Origin of the sequence: Streptomyces sp. NBC_00080 (assembly GCF_045041255.1) — a bacterium.
GTDB classification, from domain to species: Bacteria; Actinomycetota; Actinomycetes; order Streptomycetales; family Streptomycetaceae; genus Streptomyces; species Streptomyces coriariae.
Genome location: NZ_CP108235.1, coordinates 8203012 through 8220492, shown reverse-complemented (window position 1 = coordinate 8220492; position 17481 = coordinate 8203012). Strand labels below are relative to the sequence as shown.

The 17481-nt window shown below is 71.2% G+C and carries 20 protein-coding genes; 9 read left to right on the top strand and 11 right to left on the bottom strand.

Features of this window, described 5'->3' with window-relative positions:
- Positions 1–192 precede the first annotated feature (192 nt).
- A complete protein-coding gene (locus OHU34_RS36760; protein ID WP_054240566.1) occupies positions 193–663 on the top strand; it encodes a DUF5709 domain-containing protein in 471 nt (156 codons plus the stop codon).
- Positions 664–771: 108 nt separating this feature from the next.
- The gene (locus tag OHU34_RS36755; RefSeq protein WP_028806163.1) at positions 772–1029 is read left to right on the top strand and encodes a type B 50S ribosomal protein L31; all 258 of its coding nucleotides are present in this window, start codon (positions 772–774) and stop codon (positions 1027–1029) included.
- A 44-nt stretch (positions 1030–1073) separates the two neighbouring features.
- On the opposite strand, the gene OHU34_RS36750 is transcribed toward OHU34_RS36755, so the two are convergent.
- A complete protein-coding gene (locus OHU34_RS36750; protein ID WP_405770399.1) occupies positions 1074–1868 on the bottom strand; it encodes a metal-dependent hydrolase in 795 nt (264 codons plus the stop codon).
- A 145-nt stretch (positions 1869–2013) separates the two neighbouring features.
- Between OHU34_RS36750 and OHU34_RS36745 the strand changes: the two genes are divergently transcribed.
- Positions 2014–4527 (top strand): RNA helicase, encoded by a 2514-nt coding sequence (locus OHU34_RS36745; RefSeq protein WP_142269047.1) that lies wholly within the window; start codon positions 2014–2016, stop codon positions 4525–4527.
- A gap of 31 nt (positions 4528–4558) precedes the next feature.
- Positions 4559–5425: an acyl-CoA thioesterase II gene (locus tag OHU34_RS36740; RefSeq protein WP_230196847.1), complete on the top strand. Its 867-nt coding sequence runs from the start codon at positions 4559–4561 to the stop codon at positions 5423–5425.
- A 10-nt stretch (positions 5426–5435) separates the two neighbouring features.
- Here OHU34_RS36740 and OHU34_RS36735 read toward each other — a convergent pair whose 3' ends face one another.
- Both OHU34_RS36735 and OHU34_RS36730 read right to left on the bottom strand, forming a co-directional pair.
- Positions 5436–6332, bottom strand: a complete 897-nt coding sequence (locus tag OHU34_RS36735) for a DUF6397 family protein (RefSeq protein WP_230196846.1) — start codon at positions 6330–6332, stop codon at positions 5436–5438.
- Positions 6333–6470: 138 nt separating this feature from the next.
- Positions 6471–6884 (bottom strand): roadblock/LC7 domain-containing protein, encoded by a 414-nt coding sequence (locus OHU34_RS36730; RefSeq protein WP_405770395.1) that lies wholly within the window; start codon positions 6882–6884, stop codon positions 6471–6473.
- A 105-nt stretch (positions 6885–6989) separates the two neighbouring features.
- On the opposite strand from OHU34_RS36730, the gene OHU34_RS36725 reads away from it, so the two are divergent.
- Complete coding sequence (locus tag OHU34_RS36725; protein ID WP_405770393.1) at positions 6990–7418, top strand: PPOX class F420-dependent oxidoreductase; 429 nt, start codon at positions 6990–6992, stop codon at positions 7416–7418.
- Positions 7419–7438: 20 nt separating this feature from the next.
- Here OHU34_RS36725 and OHU34_RS36720 read toward each other — a convergent pair whose 3' ends face one another.
- From OHU34_RS36720 to OHU34_RS36700, 5 genes are all read right to left on the bottom strand, one after another.
- A complete protein-coding gene (locus tag OHU34_RS36720; protein WP_405770390.1) occupies positions 7439–8044 on the bottom strand; it encodes a GTP-binding protein in 606 nt (201 codons plus the stop codon).
- 249 nt (positions 8045–8293) lie between these two features.
- Positions 8294–8704, bottom strand: coding sequence for a DUF742 domain-containing protein (locus OHU34_RS36715; protein ID WP_142269052.1), 411 nt, complete (start codon positions 8702–8704; stop codon positions 8294–8296).
- Positions 8705–8726: 22 nt separating this feature from the next.
- A complete protein-coding gene (locus OHU34_RS36710; RefSeq protein WP_405770387.1) occupies positions 8727–9164 on the bottom strand; it encodes a roadblock/LC7 domain-containing protein in 438 nt (145 codons plus the stop codon).
- Complete coding sequence (locus tag OHU34_RS36705) at positions 9161–11728, bottom strand: nitrate- and nitrite sensing domain-containing protein (protein ID WP_405770384.1); 2568 nt, start codon at positions 11726–11728, stop codon at positions 9161–9163. Before OHU34_RS36705 ends, OHU34_RS36710 begins: the two co-directional genes overlap by 4 nt.
- Positions 11729–11770: 42 nt before the next feature.
- Positions 11771–12565 carry an MHYT domain-containing protein gene (locus OHU34_RS36700; RefSeq protein WP_142269055.1) on the bottom strand — a complete coding sequence of 265 codons (795 nt, stop codon included), beginning with the start codon at positions 12563–12565 and terminating at the stop codon, positions 11771–11773.
- A gap of 152 nt (positions 12566–12717) precedes the next feature.
- On the opposite strand from OHU34_RS36700, the gene OHU34_RS36695 reads away from it, so the two are divergent.
- On the top strand, positions 12718–13317 hold the full coding sequence (locus OHU34_RS36695) for a class I SAM-dependent methyltransferase (RefSeq protein WP_230196843.1): 600 nt from the start codon (positions 12718–12720) through the stop codon (positions 13315–13317).
- A gap of 4 nt (positions 13318–13321) precedes the next feature.
- Here OHU34_RS36695 and OHU34_RS36690 read toward each other — a convergent pair whose 3' ends face one another.
- Positions 13322–14080: an alpha/beta fold hydrolase gene (locus tag OHU34_RS36690; protein ID WP_142269057.1), complete on the bottom strand. Its 759-nt coding sequence runs from the start codon at positions 14078–14080 to the stop codon at positions 13322–13324.
- 157 nt (positions 14081–14237) lie between these two features.
- On the opposite strand from OHU34_RS36690, the gene OHU34_RS36685 reads away from it, so the two are divergent.
- Positions 14238–14762, top strand: coding sequence for a PadR family transcriptional regulator (locus OHU34_RS36685; RefSeq protein ID WP_405770379.1), 525 nt, complete (start codon positions 14238–14240; stop codon positions 14760–14762).
- Here the strand turns inward: OHU34_RS36685 and OHU34_RS36680 are convergent.
- Positions 14748–15644: an oxygenase MpaB family protein gene (locus OHU34_RS36680; protein WP_200840029.1), complete on the bottom strand. Its 897-nt coding sequence runs from the start codon at positions 15642–15644 to the stop codon at positions 14748–14750. The genes OHU34_RS36685 and OHU34_RS36680 overlap by 15 nt on opposite strands.
- Before the next feature lie 99 nt (positions 15645–15743).
- On the opposite strand from OHU34_RS36680, the gene OHU34_RS36675 reads away from it, so the two are divergent.
- Positions 15744–16073: a hypothetical protein gene (locus OHU34_RS36675; protein WP_142269059.1), complete on the top strand. Its 330-nt coding sequence runs from the start codon at positions 15744–15746 to the stop codon at positions 16071–16073.
- 138 nt (positions 16074–16211) lie between these two features.
- Entirely contained in the window at positions 16212–17120 is a 909-nt protein-coding gene (locus OHU34_RS36670) for a hypothetical protein (RefSeq protein WP_142269060.1), read from the top strand.
- 97 nt (positions 17121–17217) lie between these two features.
- Here the strand turns inward: OHU34_RS36670 and OHU34_RS36665 are convergent, their stop codons facing one another.
- On the bottom strand, positions 17218–17400 hold the full coding sequence (locus OHU34_RS36665; protein ID WP_020125819.1) for a hypothetical protein: 183 nt from the start codon (positions 17398–17400) through the stop codon (positions 17218–17220).
- Positions 17401–17481 lie beyond the last annotated feature (81 nt).

The following is a 17481-nucleotide window of genomic DNA, read 5'->3' as shown; positions in this document are numbered from 1 at the left end:
GGCACGGCGCGGCCTTCGTACGCCCTCTGGCGTTGCGCGGTCCCGAAGCGGGGTGGAACGCTGGAAAGCGGCACCCGCGCGGAAGGCAGTCGGGATCCCTCCGGAAGACACCGCGCTCGACCGGTGCCCCGTGCGGCGGCACCCCGCCGCCGACCGCGATGAGTACGGGGCCGTCACCCCCTGGAGGTACCCGTGAACAGTGCCGACGGATGGGGGGACGACGTCTACCAGCCCGACGCGTCCGACATCCAGGAAGACTCGGGACTGCTCGATGCCGAGGACACACTGGAGAACGACGGCGTCGAGGACCCTCTCGATCGCGGTTGGTCCCCGCCGGACCGTCCCTGGGCGGTGGAGCACGACGGTGTGACCGCCGCGGAGCGCCGACAGGGCGAGAGCCTTGATCAGCGGCTCGCGGAGGAGGTCCCGGAGCCCGGTGCGCCGGACGGCGACGGCCTCGGCGATTGCGACGGCACCGACGGGGAACTCCTCGACAACGAGGTCGGCTCCGCTCGCTCCGGCAGACTCGTGGCGCCGGACGAGGGAGCCCACGAGGACGAGGAGAGCGCCCTGATCGCCACGGACGTGGGCATCGACGGCGCGGCGGCCTCCGCCGAGGAGGCCGCGATGCACATCGTCGACGAGGACGCCCTGTCCGGCTGACCCGTCCCCGGCGGCGCCGGCCGTTTCCGACCCGTCGCCGCGGTGTCCCTCTCCGTATCCGTCGGCAGCACCCTCGCCATCGCCATTGCCATCGCACGAGGAGCTCTCATGCAGCAGGACAAGCAGCCCGACTACCACGCCGTCGTGTTCCGCGACCGGACCGCCGGCTACGCCTTCCTGACCCGGTCCACCGCGAGCAGCGATCAGACCATCGAGTGGGACGACGGCGAGACGTACCCGGTCGTGGACGTGGAGATCTCCTCCGAGAGCCACCCCTTCTACACGGGCAAGGCACGCACCGTGGACACGGAGGGCCGGGTCGCCCGCTTCGAGCGGCGCTACGGCGACGGCGGGGCGATGACCTGAACTGCTGGCGTCGCCACCACCGACGGCAGCAGTCGGGTGGCTCGTCAGATGTAGTTGAGGGCGGCCGCGCCGCCCACTCCCCCGAGCAGCATGAACACGGGCATCAGCACTTTCAGCTCGACCCAGCTGCCGGCCCGGAACCGCATCACCTTGGGCGGACCGATCGGGTACCAGCGCTTGCGCCCGATCGGGATGGGCCACAGGACCGGGCAGCCCGAGACGGTCAGGGCGTCGCCGATGTCGTGCACCAGGGCGCCCAGCACGATCGGCAGCCCCAGCCACAGGTACTGCTGCCCCGGGTCCGTGAACAGCCAGTCCGAACCGTTGCCGGGCTTGTCCAGGACACCGGCGAGGATCCAGGCGCTGGTGGCGGCCAGCAGCCACACCAGCACATCGCTGCTTGATCCCCGGGCCGCCCGCCACAGCAGTCCTTCGATCGCCAGCACCATGTGCACGAAGAGGAGCGCCAGGACCGCCCAGCGGCCACCGGTGATCGCCAGGGCCGAGGCGCCTCCGCCGATCATGACGGCCCACAGCCAGGTGTGCGTCAGGGTCCGGTGACCGCCGGAGCGGCGCGGGTCGCCCTGCTTCCTGGTGCTCTTGTAGACGGCGTAGGAGAGCCTGTCGACGATCTCGCACAGCCAGCGCGAGACGGGTCCGAAGGCCCGCGAGATGGTGGCCGCCTTGTGGTCGAGGTCCGGGGCGAGCGCGGCTCCGGCGCAGATCAGCGCACCCGCGAGCAGGACCGGCCAGGGCATCGTGTGCCCGGCCGCGGCGGCGGCCGCACCGACGCCGAGCCAGGCGGCCGCGCCCGACAGTGAGTGTGCTGGTCCCATCATGGCCGGTGCCCGCCCTATTCCTCGAATGCCGCTGTCCAGTTGACCGGGTGCGTTGACGCTCCGTCGGCGACACAGCGTAGCGGTCGTGATCTTCGGACCGGCATCCGATTCCCCCATCAGGGACCAGGACAGGCAAGATGGGGGCGTGACCCTCATCGATCAGTTGCCGCCGACCGCAGATCCCGACGCCCTGTACGAAGCCTTCGAGTCCTGGGCGCAGGAGCGTGGTCTGACGCTCTACCCCCACCAGGAGGAGGCGCTGATCGAGGTGGTCTCCGGGGCGAACGTGATCGTGTCGACGCCCACCGGCTCCGGCAAGAGCATGATCGCGGCGGCCGCGCACTTCGCGGCGCTCGCCCGTGACGAGGTCACCTTCTACACGGCTCCGATCAAGGCCCTGGTGTCGGAGAAGTTCTTCGAGCTGTGCAAGATCTTCGGCACGGAGAACGTCGGCATGCTGACCGGCGACGCGTCGGTGAACTCCGACGCCCCGGTCATCTGCTGCACCGCCGAAGTTCTCGCTTCGATCGCGTTGCGCGACGGCAAGAACGCCGATGTCGGTCAGGTCGTCATGGACGAGTTCCACTTCTACGCGGAGGGCGACCGCGGCTGGGCGTGGCAGATCCCCATCCTGGAGCTGCCCCAGGCGCAGTTCGTGCTGATGTCGGCCACGCTCGGCGACGTGTCGTTCTTCGAGCAGGACCTCGCCCGGCGCACGGGCCGCCCCACATCGGTGGTCCGCTCGGCGACCCGGCCGGTGCCGCTGTCCTACGAGTACCGGTACACCCCGATGACGGAGACCCTCAGCGACCTGCTGGTCACGAGGCAGGCACCCGTCTACATCGTGCACTTCACGCAGGCGCAGGCGGTGGAGCGGGCGCAGGCACTGATGAGCATCAACATGTGCTCGCGCGAGGAGAAGGAACGGATCGCCGACCTGATCGGCAACTTCCGCTTCACCACGAAGTTCGGCCGTAACCTCTCGCGCTACGTGCGGCACGGCATCGGCGTCCACCACGCCGGCATGCTGCCCAAGTACCGGCGCCTGGTGGAGAAGCTGGCCCAGGCCGGACTGCTGAAGGTGATCTGCGGTACGGACACCCTCGGTGTGGGCGTCAACGTGCCCATCCGGACGGTGCTGTTCACGGCGCTCACCAAGTACGACGGCAACCGGGTGCGTACCCTGCGGGCCCGTGAGTTCCACCAGATCGCGGGCCGGGCCGGCCGGGCCGGCTTCGACACGGCGGGTCTGGTGGTGGCGCAGGCTCCCGAGCACGTCATCGAGAACGAGAAGGCCCTCAACAAGGCCGGTGACGACCCGAAGAAGCGTCGCAAGGTGGTGCGCAAGAAGGCGCCCGAGGGATTCGTGGGCTGGGCGGAGAACACCTTCGACAAGCTCATCGAGTCCGAGCCGGAGCCGCTGACGTCCCGCTTCCGGGTCACGCACACGATGCTGCTGTCGGTGATCGCCCGGCCCGGCAACGCCTTCGAGGCGATGCGGCATCTGCTCGAGGACAACCATGAGCCGCGCAAGCAGCAGCTTCGGCACATCCGGCGCGCGATCGCGATCTACCGCTCGCTGCTGGACGGCGGGGTCGTCGAGAAGCTCGACGAACCGGACGCCTCCGGCCGCGTGGTCCGCCTCACCGTGGACCTCCAGCAGGACTTCGCGCTGAACCAGCCGCTGTCCACCTTCGCGCTGGCCGCGTTCGAACTCCTCGACCCGGAGTCGCCCTCCTACGCTCTCGACATGGTCTCCGTCGTGGAGTCCACGTTGGACGACCCGCGTCAGATCCTGGCCGCCCAGCAGAACAAGGCGCGCGGTGAGGCGGTGGCCTTGATGAAGGCGGACGGCGTCGAGTACGAGGAGCGGATGGAGCGCCTCCAGGACATCACGTACCCGAAGCCCCTGGAGGAGCTGCTCTTCCACGCGTACGACACCTACCGCAAGAGCCACCCGTGGGTCGGCGACCATCCGTTGTCGCCGAAGTCCGTCATCCGTGACATGTACGAGCGGGCGATGTCGTTCACCGAGCTGGTGTCCCACTACGAGCTGGCACGCACCGAGGGCATCGTGCTGCGGTACCTGGCCGGCGCCTACAAGGCCCTCGACCACACCGTCCCGGACGACCTCAAGTCGGAGGATCTCCAGGACCTGGTGGAGTGGCTGGGCGAGATGGTGCGCCAGGTGGACTCGAGTCTGCTGGACGAGTGGGAGCAGCTCGCCAACCCGGCGGAGATGACCGCCGAGGAGGCCCAGGAGAAGGCCGACGAGGTCAAGCCGGTCACGGCCAACGCGCGTGCCTTCCGGGTCCTGGTCCGCAACGCGATGTTCCGCCGCGTGGAGCTCGCCGCCCTCGACCACGTCGCCGAACTCGGTGAGATGGACGGCGAGTCCGGTTGGGACGCCGACGCCTGGGGCGAGGCGATGGACAAGTACTGGGACGAGTACGACGACCTCGGCACCGGCCCGGACGCGCGAGGCCCCAAGCTGCTCGTCATCCAGGAGGAGCCGCAGAACGCCCTGTGGCGGGTCCGCCAGATCTTCGACGACCCGAACGACGACCACGACTGGGGCATCAGCGCGGAGGTCGACCTCACGGCCTCCGACGCCGAGGGCCGCGCGGTCGTCCGGGTCACCGCCGTCGGCCAGTTGTGAGTACCGAAGAGGGCACAGGAGAAGAGCACCGATGACGAATCCGGCCGAGAGGCTCGTCGACCTGCTCGACCTCGAGCAGATCGAGGTCAACATCTTCCGCGGCCGCAGCCCGCAGGAGTCCCTGCAGCGGGTCTTCGGTGGCCAGGTGGCGGGCCAGGCGCTGGTCGCGGCCGGCCGGACCACCGAGGGAGACCGGCCCGTGCACTCGCTGCACGCGTACTTCCTCCGTCCGGGCCGGCCGGGCGTGCCGATCGTGTACCAGGTCGAACGGGTGCGGGACGGGCGGTCCTTCACGACGCGCCGGGTCACCGCCGTGCAGCAGGGGCGCACGATCTTCAATCTCACCGCCTCCTTTCACAAGCCTGAGGAAGGTCCTTTCGAGCACCAGCTGCCGCCGGCTCGCGAGGTCCCGGACCCGGAGTCCCTGCCGACCGTCGTCGAGGAGATCCGGAAGCATCTGGGCGAGTTGCCCGAGCAGTTGGAGCGGATGGCGCGCCGTCAGCCCTTCGACATCCGGTACGCGGACCGGTTGCGCTGGAGCACCGAGGACGTCAAGGAAGCGGAGCCGCGCAGCGCGGTGTGGATGCGCGCCGTCGGGCCGCTGGGCGACGATCCGCTCGTCCACACCTGCGCGCTCACGTACGCCAGTGACATGACTCTCCTGGACGCCGTCCGTCTCCCGGTCGAGCCCTTGTGGGGTCCGCGGAACTTCGACATGGCGTCGCTGGACCACGCGATGTGGTTCCATCGGCCGTTCCGCGCGGACGAGTGGTTCCTGTACGACCAGGAGTCGCCGATCGCCACCGGCGGACGCGGGCTGGCCCGTGGCCGGATCTACGACCTGGAGGGACGCCTCCTGGTGTCCGTCGTCCAGGAGGGGTTGTTCAGGGCGCTGTAGGTCCGGTGCGTCACCCGTTTCGGCGGCGTAGCCAGGTCAGCAGTCCGCGGGTCGGCCGGTCGGGCGGGTCGGTGTCCTCGGGCCGGTCCGGTGGCCCGGCCGGGGGCGTCGGGGCCGGTTTCCAGGCAGGCCGTGGCGCGGGCTGCTCGGCCCGTGCCTCGGCCAGGGTTCGTTCCAGGTCGTACCTCAGCCAGTCGATCTCGTCCGGGTCGTCGGCCGTCATGATCTTCTCCACGAGGTGCGCGGCCGGTGTGCCGGGGGTGCCCTGGGCGGGCGGCCGGGGCCGGAACCTGTTCAGGTGGGAGCGTTCGTAGGGGTCCTCGACGACCGCCGCGACCTGGAGGGGGTCGAGGAACCCTGCCAGGACTCCGGCGCGTTGCCAGGGGCCGTCGGCCTGTCGGTGCAAGAAGCCCAGGTGGCGTCCCCGCCAGTTGCGGGACCGCAGGTCGACACCTGCATCCAGCTGGCTCCGCAGTACCTCGGGTGTGCGGCCGGTCAGCAGGAAGGCGTTGGTCCCGTCAGTGGCGAACTGCTTGAGTTCGTCGGCGAGATAGAGCCAGACGACGGCCCGATAGCGGTTCAGGTAGAACTTCACCGGCACCACCAGTCCCAGCCGCGCGAGGCGGGTGAACCGGGCCGGGGGCACGCCCATGACGGCGGCGCCTTCGCTGGTCCCCACGGCCAGCACGCTCGAGCGCAGTGCCTCGGGGAAGCCGGGGTCCGAGCGCAGACGTTCGATCTCCGCACGGGCCACCCGACGGCCCCCTCCGCCTTCGTCGGGCATGGTCCTGATGCGCCCGAGGTGCACGGCCAGGTCGAACTCGCTCCGCTTCAGATCCAGTTCCCGCGCTGCCCGGCTCGGCGTGCAGGAAGCGGAAAGTGGTCGCGTGACGGTGTTGCCGGACATGGTCGTCTCCCCCGTGGAGTGAAGTGGAGTGGAGCGGGCCCGCACGGTCGGCGGTGGCCTCGGAAAAAACCGTAGCCGGAATCGCCGACATCGAGGCGAGCCTGTGGATAACTCCACGAAGGAGGGAGAAAATGCAGGTCAGAGGTCTTCGAGTGGAGCACGGTCGGGCTGCCGGGCGTCCACGGTGAGGTGCTCTCCGACCCGGTTCACGAGCAGGGTCATCTCGTAGGCGATCTGGCCCATGTCGGCCTCCGCCCCGCTGAGCACGCACAGACAACTGCCGGTGCCCGCGGCGGTGACGAACAGCACCGCGTCGTCGAACTCGATCATCGTCTGGCGCACTCGGCCCGCGCTGAAGTGACGCCCCGATCCCTTCGCCAGGCTGTACAGTCCGGACGAGACGGCGGCGAGGTGCTCCGCGTCCTCCCGGAGCAGTCCCGCACTCGCGCCCGCCACCAGCCCGTCGTTGGACAGAACGAGTGCGTGCCGTACGTGGTCGACGCGCTCCGTCAGGTCGTCCAACAGCCAGCCCAGCCCCTGGTTCTGCGCCATGTCCCGCTCCCCGTGTGACGTTCCCCGTGTGACCCTCCGCCTCGCCGGAGAATCTGCCCGCCAGCCTTCCCCAGGAGCGGCCGCGGGAGCAAGGAGGATGGCGGCATGGCACAGAAGATGACCGATGAGGAATGGCGGGCGTTCGTCACGTACGGGACCCGCACCGCGAAGCTGTCCACCGTACGGGCCGACGGAAGCCCGCATGTGGCGCCGATCTGGTTCCTGCTCGACGGGGACGAGGTGGTGTTCAACACCGGCAAGGAAACGGTGAAGGGGCGCAATCTGGCGCGGGACGGCCGGGTCGCCCTGTGCATGGACGACGACCGGCCGCCCTTCGACTACGTGGTGCTGCGGGGCCGGGCCCGCATCTCGGAGGACCTCGACGAGGTCCGGCACTGGGCGACGCGGATCGCGGCGCGGTACATGGGCGAGGAGCGCGCCGAGGAGTTCGGCGCCCGCAACGGCGTGCCGGGCGAACTGCTCGTCCGTGTCGCCGTCGACAAGGTTCTGGCGCAGAAGGGCGTCGCCGGCTGACCGGTTCGACTTGGGCCGGGTCAGCCCACGGAGTCGAGCAGCCGGGCGGTGTGCATCCGCCCGGCGTACTCGACCAGCCGGATCAGCACCTCCTTCCCCGAGTCGCGGTCCCGGGCGTCGCACAGGACCACGGGGGTGCCGCCGTCGAGGTCGAGGGCGCGCGAGACATCCTGGGCACCGTATGTCCGCGTCCCCACGAAGCAGTTGACGGCCACCACGAACGGGATGTGCCGGTGCTCGAAGTAGTCGACCGCGGGGAAGCAGTCCTCCAGACGCCGGGTGTCGGCGAGGACCACCGCGCCCAGGGCCCCCTGCGACAACTCGTCCCACAGGAACCAGAAGCGGTCCTGGCCCGGGGTGCCGAACAGATAGAGGGAGAGGTCGGAACGGATGGTGATCCGGCCGAAGTCCATGGCGACGGTCGTCGTGACCTTCTGGTCCACGCCGTCGGTGTCGTCCACCGACTGTCCGGCCTCGCTGAGCAGTTCCTCGGTGCGCAGCGGCTTGATCTCGCTGACCGCGCCCACCATGGTGGTCTTGCCGACGCCGAATCCGCCGGCGACCAGTATCTTCAACGCCAGGGGAGCCGTGTCGCCGCCCGTGGTGTCGGAGTGTTCGAAGACCATGGATCACTTCTCTCGGGAGTGTCGGCAACGGTCGGGGTCGGTACCGGGGTGCCGTGGCTCGGCGCGGCGGTCGCGCGGGGTTTCGGCGCCGGAGTGCGAAGTCAGCATCATGACAACCACGGCCGCTTTCCGGGGGGTTCGACCGCTATCTGCCCGATGTGACCGACTCTTGCGTGTTCCGTGTCCGAAGGCGCGCACGAGGCGGTGTGCGGTGGGTCCGTACGCGTCCGGGTCCGTCCGAGGGTTCATCTACAGCGCTCGCAACCCCTCGATCACCTCGCGCAGAATCCGTTCGTCGGGCAGCTGCGCGGGCGGGACCGGGCGGCTGACGGTGACGCAGCCGAGTTCCAGCAGGTCTCCGAGGAGCACCCGGACCACGCCCACGGGAAGGTCCGCACCCGCCGAGAGTTCGGCGACGGACTGGGTCTCCGTGCGGCAGAGTCCGATGAGGGCGCGGTGTTCCGGTCCGAGCGCCATGCCGTCCGTGCTCGGCGCACCCGGATCCAGGGTGACCAGGGCGATCAGGTCGAAGCGCACTCCGGTGGGTCCCGGCTTCGTGCGCCCGCCGGTCATGGCGTACGGGCGGACGAGCGGGCCGGCCTCGTTGTCGTACCACTGGCTGTCCAGCTCGCGCGGGGTGCCGGTCATGTCCTCGGTCATCTGCGTGGGTCGCTCTCTGGCCTCATCCGGCGGCGGTCGGGCGCCCGGCAAGCCGTGGCGCCGTGTAGAGGTGCTCTCCGACCCGCTTGACCAGGCGCGCCATCTCGTAGGCGACGAGGCCGATGTCGGCGGTCACGGCGGTGAGGACGGTCAGGCAGGAGCCGTCGCCCGCGGCGGCCACGAACAGGAAGCCGTCGTCCATCTCCACCATGGTCTGGCGCACTCCGCCGGCGCCGAAGTGGCGGCCCGCGCCCTTGGCGAGGCTGTGGAAGCCGGAGGCGACGGCGGCGAGGTGTTCGGCGTCCTCTCTCCTGAGGCCCGTCGAGGCACCGACGGCGAGTCCGTCGTTCGACAGCACCACCGCGTGCCGTACCTCGCTCACGCGCATCACCAAGTCGTCCAGCAGCCAGTCGAGTTCGCCGGACCGCTGGGCCGACCTCGTGCTCGGGTCCTGGATCATCTGGGGTCTCCTTCGCTGCTGTCGCTGCCCGGTTCGGGTTCCGGGGCGGCTCCGTGGCCGGGCTGTATGCCGCCGCCGCGCGCCCAGCCCTTCCGGTACGCGGACATCCGGTCCCGTACGAGCTCGGGGGTGCGCTGTTCGTCGCCGCGCGGGCCGGGCGGCCGGGGCGGTTCCTCGGCGTGTGTCCTGCGCAGTTGGGGGGCGAGGTTGGCCTGCCGCACCCGGCGCGGGAGGTCGTCCGATCGTTCGGCGTCGTCCGGGGGACGGTGCAGGCGCAAGGCGGTGACTCCGGGAGGCGGGGGGTCGGCGGCCGCCGGTTCGGCAGCTTCCGGTTCCGCGGCGGCTCGGACGGCAGCGGCTCGGACGGGGGCCACCAGCGCGGGGCGGTCGGCGGAGGCGGGGACGGCTTCCTGATGCCGGTCGGCGGTGTGCCGGTCCGCGGCGGACACGCGCGCGTACACGCGTTTCGCGGGCCGTGGCTCGGTCTGGGCGACCTCACGGGCGGAACGTTCCGGCTTGTCACTGTGCAGCAGCGCCGTCGGCAGCAGGACCACGGCGGTGGTACCGCCGTAGGGCGAGGTCCGCAGATGGACCTTGATGCCGTGGCGGGCGGCGAGCCTGCTGACCACGAACAGGCCGAGCTGGTCGCTGTCGAACAGGTCGAGCGCCTCCGACTGCGCGATGCGCCGGTTGGCCTCGGTGAAGGTCTCCTTGCCCATGCCCAGGCCACGGTCCTCGACCTCGACGGCGTAACCGTTGCCCACGGGTTCGCCGGTGACCCGCACCCGCGTGTGCGGGGGCGAGAACTGGGCGGCGTTCTCGACGAGTTCGGCGAGCAGGTGGGTGAGGTCGGCGACGGCGGTGCCGATGACGGCTGCCTCCGGGAGCTGCCGTACCTCCACGCGCGCGTAGTCCTCGACCTCTGAGACGGCGGCACGCACCACGTCGGTGAGGGACACCGGCATGCGCCAGGCCCGGCCGGGCGCCGCCCCGGAAAGGATGATCAGGCTCTCCGCGTGGCGCCGCATGCGGGTGGTGAGATGGTCGAGCCGGAAGAGGTCGCTCAGCTCGTTCGGATCGTCGGAGCGGCGCTCCATGCTGTCCAGAAGGCTCAACTGACGATGGACGAGGACCTGGCTGCGGCGGGCGAGGTTGACGAACACCCCGGAGATGCCGCTGGCCAGTTCGGCGCGTTCCACGGCGGCCCGCAGTGCTGCGCGGTGCACGGTGCCCAGGGCCTGGGCGACCTGTCCGGTCTCGTCCTCGGAGGGAGGTCCCGGCGGCGCTTCGGCACGGACGTCGATCTCCTCCCCGGCGCGCAGCTTCCGCATGGCCTCCGGGAGTTTGCGCCGGGCGATCTCCAGGGCGCTGTTGCGCAGGCTGACCAGCTCGACGACGAGTCCACGGCCGATGCGCACGGAGATGACGAGCGAGGCGACGACGGCGGCGAGGCCGAGCAGGACTGCGGCGCCGGCCGAGGTGAACAGACCGCGGGTGAACGGGTCGGCGCGGTCGGCGACACCGCGTCCGGCGTCCGCCTCGATCGTCCGCATCCCGTTCTGCACGCGCGCGTGGGCCTTGTCCCAGCTGCTCGCGGGGGCGGCGGCGAGCGCCTTCGCGCCGGGTCCGTCGGCGAGGGCCCTGTCCTCGGCGGCGTACAGGGCCGCGTAGGTGGTGCCTGCGGCGAGCCGCTGCCAGGCGGTGCGTTCGGGTCCGCGCAGGTCCGCGACGGCCGATTCCGTCAGGGTGCGGCGGGTGTCGACGGCTCCGGTGAAGAGCCGCAGACGCTCTCCGTCGAGGCGTCCGGCGAGGCGCGCGCCGGCGAGCACGGCGCCCTCCTGGGCCAGTGCCTCCCCCGCGCGGGAGAACTCGAGCAGCACGCGCGCGTCCGAGCCGAGTTCGGCGTCCTGGACGCCCGAGAGGGCACCGCCGACCGAGAAGGCCGCCGAGATCGTGCTCGTGTACCGGCCGTACGTCTCCTCCCAGCCGGCGCTGCCGTCCAGGACCGCGGTCCGCAGCGAAGGGAGGCCCTCGGCCCCGGAGACGAACGTCTCGAGCCGCTGGGCCACTCCTGTGGGCAGGTCCTGGCCGTCTGCGACGGTGGCGTCGTCGCCCAGCCGCAGCCGGCCCACCGCGCGGTCCGTGCGTTCCGCGAGTGCCTTCAGGTCGCCGCCCTGCCCGGAGGCGGGTTTCGTCGCGTAGCGTACGGCGGCCGCCCGCTCGGTCTGGAGGGCGGCCACCGCGGCTGCCACGGGGGCGCGGACCTGGGAGTCCACGCGCTGCAACTGGCGCAGCCCGGACACGTCCTGGGCCGTGCTGACGGTGGCGTACGCCCACAGGGCGAGCAGGGAGACGACCGGCACCATCAGCAGGCAGACGATCTTGGCGCGTACGGTGCGCGGCCTGATGCGCCAGCGCTCCGCGCGCGGGGGTATCGCGTCCGCGAGCGTGTCGATCTGCTCTTCCGCGCCCTCGTCGGCGGGCGGTCCGGCGTGGGCGCGGCGCCCGCGTGTGGGGGGCGGCGCGTCGGCGCCTGCCGTGGGGGTCCTACGGGGTGTACGCATGGCCTCCTCGCTCGGAAGGGGTTCAGGGACGGGCCGGTCGCGTCAGACGGACCGGGCCTGCTGTCGGACGGTGAGGCTGTCCACGGGCTGCTGGGCCGAGGCGGACGCCTCGCGCTCCCCCGTGGTGGGCGACAGCGCGACGAAGGCCGAGGTCAGGAAGAGATAGGAGCCGAGGCCGACGGCGAGGGGGAAGATGAACTGCATCGCCGAGGCCCCCGGCAGCGGCTCGCCGGAGGGCGTGACATGGACGCTCACCGCGAACATCGCGGTGTAGTGCATGCTGCTCACCGCCGCGCCCATGACGAGGGAGGCGAAGGTGACCGCGATCGGCGACCTGATGTTGAGCGCCGCCCAGAGGGCCGCGGTGGCCGCGACGACGGCGATCAGGACGGACAGTCCGACGCGGACGGGGTCGTACGTCACGTCGGCGTGCAGGCGGACGGCGGCCATTCCCAGGTAGTGCATGCTGGCCACCCCGAGGCCGGTGGTGAGGCCGCCGATCAGCAACGCGCGTGTGCGGTCACGGCTGTAGCCGACGGCGAAGACGCCGGCGCAGACCACGGCCATGGCGACGAGAAGACTGAGCACGGTCAGCGGAACGTCGTAGCGGATGTCGGTGCCGCTGACGGCGAAGCCGAGCATGGCCACGAAGTGCATGGTCCAGATTCCGGTGCCGATCGCCGAGGCGGCGGTGATCAGCCAGTTGCGGCGCGAGCGTCCGGTGGCGCCGAGTGCCCGCACGGTGCAGCGCAGCCCGAGGGCGGCGCCCACGCAGGCCATCACGTACGACAGCACGGGGGTCAGCCAGCCGAAGGCGGCGTGGTCCAGGTGTCCCATGGCCACGGGACGCTAGTGGGGGCACGGGAGCACAAAGGGGGCGCATTTCGAAAGGTGTTGAAATGTGGCGCAGTAGTGCGCCGGAACGATCGGGTCACGCTCGAACGTGTGCACCGAGGCGTCGTCCGTGTCGGTGAGGGATCATGCGGAGCATGAGCGACGACCACACACACGTTCAGGAGTTCTTCGGCGCGCGGGCCGCGGACTGGGACAGCCGCTTCCCGGACGACGGCCCCGCCTACGCCGCCGCGGTCGGCCGGCTCGGCCTGCGTGCGGGAGCGCGTGTGCTGGACGCGGGCTGCGGCACCGGGAGGGCCCTGACGCCGCTGCGTGCGGCCGTGGGGCCGTCCGGAGTGGTCGTCGGGGCCGATGTGACGCCGGCCATGCTGGCGGCCGCCGTACGGGCCGGACGCGACCGTGCCGGGCGGCTGATGCTCGCCGACGTGACCGCGCTCCCCCTGCGCTCCGCGTCGCTGGACGCCGTGTTCGCGGCCGGCCTCATCGCCCACCTGCCCCGGCCGCAGGAGAACCTGCGGGAGCTGGCGCGGGTGGTGCGCCCCGGCGGCACGCTGGCACTGTTCCACCCGATCGGCAGGGCGGCGCTCGCGGCCCGTCAGGGAAGGCAGCTCACGCCGGAGGACCTGCGTGCGGAGCCCAATCTCCGCCCGCTGCTGGCAGGTTCGGGCTGGCGCATGACGTCGTACGCCGACGAGGACGCCCGCTTCCTGGCCCTGGCCGTGCGCGAGGCCTGAGGGCTCACGCCTCCCCGGCGACCGCCCGCACGAAGGCGTCGGGGTTGTCGAACATGACGTTGTGACCCGCCCCCGGGACCGTCACCACACGCACGCCCGCCGCCTCCAGGGCGTCCGCTCCGTCGAGCTCGCCGGTCAGCGCGCCCTGGAGGTAGACACGCTCCACCGCGTCGAGGCCGGCCAGGATCTCGCGCATGACGGGGTCGGAGCCGCGCCTGAGTCCGACGGCGGTGCGGTGCAGTGCCCGCGGGTCGGCCAGCCGCATGGTCGCGGCCCACATCGGCCCGACCTTGCCCAGCACGCGCGCGTACCCGCTGTCGACGAACTCCTCCTCCGTGTACGAGGCGATCCCGCTGCTGCCCGCGGAGGGCGGCGGAAAGGGGTCCAGATTGGCCTCCGTGAGCACGAGACGTGCGACCAGGTCGGGCCGGCGATGGGCGAGGACGACGGCCACGGAGCCACCCATGCTGTGGGCGACCAGCTCGGCGCCGGTCACCCCCGCCGCGTCCAGCGCGGCCGCCAGGGCGTCGGCGTGCTCGTCGAGTGTGTAGCCGAAGTCCGCGGGACGGTCACTGATGCCGTGTCCGGGCAGGTCGACGAAGAGGCTGCGCCGTCCGGCGAGTTCGGGACGGGCGGCCACATGCGCGTGGTAGACGGCCGAAGCCGCGCCCAGGCCGTGCACGTACACCCGCGCGGGTCCCGCGCCCTGTGACTCGGTCCAGCGGACATGGCTGCCCGCACCGTCGAACTCCGCCTGCTGCATCGTCTCCCCTTCGGCTCGTCACCGCCGTCGATTCCGGCGACGCTCAACATACATCGGATCGGATGTATCACGTCGACGCTATATTAAGCTACCGATGTAGACGACCATCGAGGTAAGGCCGTACCGATGTACCACTGTCATGCGGCAGAATGCGGGCATGCTGGAGCTCGCCATCCTCGGTTTTCTGTACGACGCCCCGCTGCACGGCTACGAGCTGCGCAAACGCATCACAGCGCTGACGGGACACGTCCGTCCGGTGGCCGAGAGCACGCTCTACCCGACGATCAAGCGGCTGGAGAAGTCGGGTTTCCTGGTGCGCACCACCGAGCCCGGCGCCGTCGCCGCTCCGCGCCATGTCCTCAGCCTCACCGACGAGGGCGGGAGGGAACTGCGCCGGCAGCTCGCCGAACCCGACCAGCGCGACATCACCGACGAGAACCGCTGGTTCACGGTGCTCGCCTTCCTCCGGCACCTGGACGACGCCGCAGCCCAGGCGGCCGTGCTGCGCCGCCGACTGGCCTTCCTGGAGGAGCCCGCGAGCTTCTTCTACGAAGGCGACCGGCCGCTGCGGGCCGAAGAGCTGGAGGACCCGTTCCGGCGCGGTGTGCTGACCATCGCGCGCGCCACGTCCCGGGCCGAGCTCACCTGGCTGCGCGACACCCTCGCCTCACTGGGCGGATGACCCGCCCGGCTGCCGGACGGGGCAGCCTGCGACGCCGGGTACCGGGCGGGTGCCCAGCTCGCCCAGCCGGAAGCCGTTGGGGTAACCCTTGATCTCCCGGTTCTGTCGCGCGTGGTGGGGTGCGCTGCGCGGCGGCAGCAGCCGCACCAGGCGTCCACGCGCGCGTACCGCGGCCCGCACCGAGGCGCGGGTCACGGGGCTCGGAGGGGTGTAGCGAAACGCCCTCAACAGGTGTTCGTCGAGCAGGGCGAGTGTGGCGTTGCGCAGGACGGGTGCCAGCGGCCTCGGATACCAGGAGGCCATCAGGGTGAGCGTGGCGTCCGAGACCCGCCGCGCGCCCTCGTCCCAGGCGAAGTGAGCCTCTTCGTAGGCGTCGAGGCAGGCCTCGAACTCCTCATAGGTCTCGGGGATGTCCTGGATACCCATGCGCTGCCCCAGGGTGCGGTAGTGCACGGTGCAGGCGACGATCTCGTGGCGCGACAGCCTGCGCCATCCGTAGGCGTCGATCCATCGCTTCGGCATCACGACGAAGGTGCAGAGCACGTAACGCATGTCGTCGTTGCTGATGTCGTAGGAGCGGTGCATCTGGTTGATGCGCCGGACGGCCGTCCGGCCCTGCTCGCTGTCGAAGCCGTGCTCGACGACGGCGTCGAGCAGGAGCGAGGTGTCGTCGTAGCGCTTCTGGGCGCGGTCCGTGAGTTCCGCCGTCTCGGCGAGCAGACGCCCGATGCTCGGCACCGCGTAGGTGCGGTACAGGGCCAGTTCCAGGGCGCGCGTGACGTCCCAGGGGAACTCGTACGCCGCGGTGAGTCGGTAGATCTCGAACGCGTCCTTGTACGGGTCCATCCGCCGGATCCGCCCGAGCCGTTCGAAGCGCTTCACCGCACCGTCCCCCTTCTGCCGCCGGAACTGCAACTCTAGTTTGAACAGAAGGAGATGAAGGATCAGTCAGGGCAACCACGCAGGGGGAAGGCGGTCGGCATGTTCGACAGGGTCAGCAAGGCCTACGGGAGATTCCGCGACGCGATGCGCGCGCGGTCGCGTCCGGACGGGGAGGGGCGTCCCGAGAAGGAGTCGCGTGGTGGCGGGAAACGCACCCACAATCTGTTCGAGGCGGCCGCCGCGTACGTCTCGGCGTGCGCCGAGGACGATCAGGACAGGATCGACGAGGCTGCGGGCTGGGTGTCGCCGGAGGCGCTGTCCTTCGGGGTCAACGAACTGGCCTGTCGTGCGGTCATCGCGCTCGCCCGGGAGCGCGACGAGTCGCCCCGCACCGTGGCTCGTGAGCTGCTCGGACTGCCGTCGGCGTGACGGACGCAACGGCCGGGGGTGGTCGATTCGCCCCGTCCGACCGGAAAGCCGCAGCTCGGGTGAGTCGGGGAGTCGTGACAAGCGCCTTCCCGCCGCACTAGGGTGCGCGCCGTTGGACAAACCTATGGGGAGGCTGGGATGGCTGGGACGGACGAGGATGCCGTCGCCGCCGCGGACGATGCGCTCTATGTGCTCACGGCGGTGCTGCTGACGCCGGCGAAGTTCCCGAGCGCGCTGGGCGACGACTACCCGGAGGCCTGTGCGGCGCTCGGCCTCCCGCCGCTCGCCGACGGGTACGGATTGGTGCTGGGCCAGGACGGCGAGGGCGCGCGGTGGACGGTCGTCATCGACGACGTGTCGCTGGTGGCCGTCGCCATCGCGTCGTGGGACTGCGGCATGGAGTACGACCTGTCGCCCGGCGAGCGGACGGTCGTCGCCGCCCTGCCCGGCTGGCCGCTGGCGGTCGCCGTCGCGGCTCCCGGCGTGCCCGCGCCGCACGATCCCGCCGCCGAGGTCGCGGAGGGCCCCGCGCTGTCGCCTCCGGACACGACCACCTGGGGTCCGGCCCAGCGGCGCCTGGGGGCCGACGAGATCGCGCTCCAGTGGGCGCTGTGGCGCGAGCAGATCGACGACGCGGACTTCGCCCGCCCCCAGGAGGGCACCACCGCGAACGCCGGCGTCGGCGCCGGTCAGGGGGCCCGGGACGAAGAGGCGGGCGGGTCCGACACCGCCGACCGCGCCGACGGGGTCAACGGTGCCGAGAAGGGCGCGGCGAACGGCCACAGCGGCATCCGACGCGTCCTCGCCGAGGTACGCGCCTACGTGGACGCCCCGCCTCCGCTCGGCCGCGTCCGGTCGTCGTTCGCTCCCGGTGACGCGCGTACGCTGCGCGCCGACGGCCCCGGGTGGTCACTGGTCGCCAGGACCGACGACATCGCGTTCGTCCTGCTCGACGAAGAGCCCGGCGAGGTGCTGCCGGTCGGCCGCGGACCCGAACTGCCCGGGCTCCTGGAAGCGCTCGACAAGATGGCCGTACGGCCGCTCTGAGCTCGCGGCGACCCCTCTGCGGCCGTCGGCGCCCACTCCATGGGCACCGACGGCGTGGATGTGCGAAGGACGGGGACCGCGACGCGGTCCCCGTCACTCAGCGGCCGAGCTCCTTGCGCGTGGCGCGGCGCAGCCTGCGCCGCTGAGAGGGATCCAAGGTGAGGTAGGCAGCCGCCGGAACCCCCAGCACGATCAGCAGGGCGGCCCACCAGGGCAGCCAGATCAACAACAGCAGTCCGACCGCCACACCCCCTGCGGCGATCTTCGCGTTCTTCGACATGTGCGTCGCCTCCTTCGCGGCCACTGCCGCTCTCTGCCATGAAAACGGCTCCACGCGGCCCGCGGTTCCGGACTCGACCCT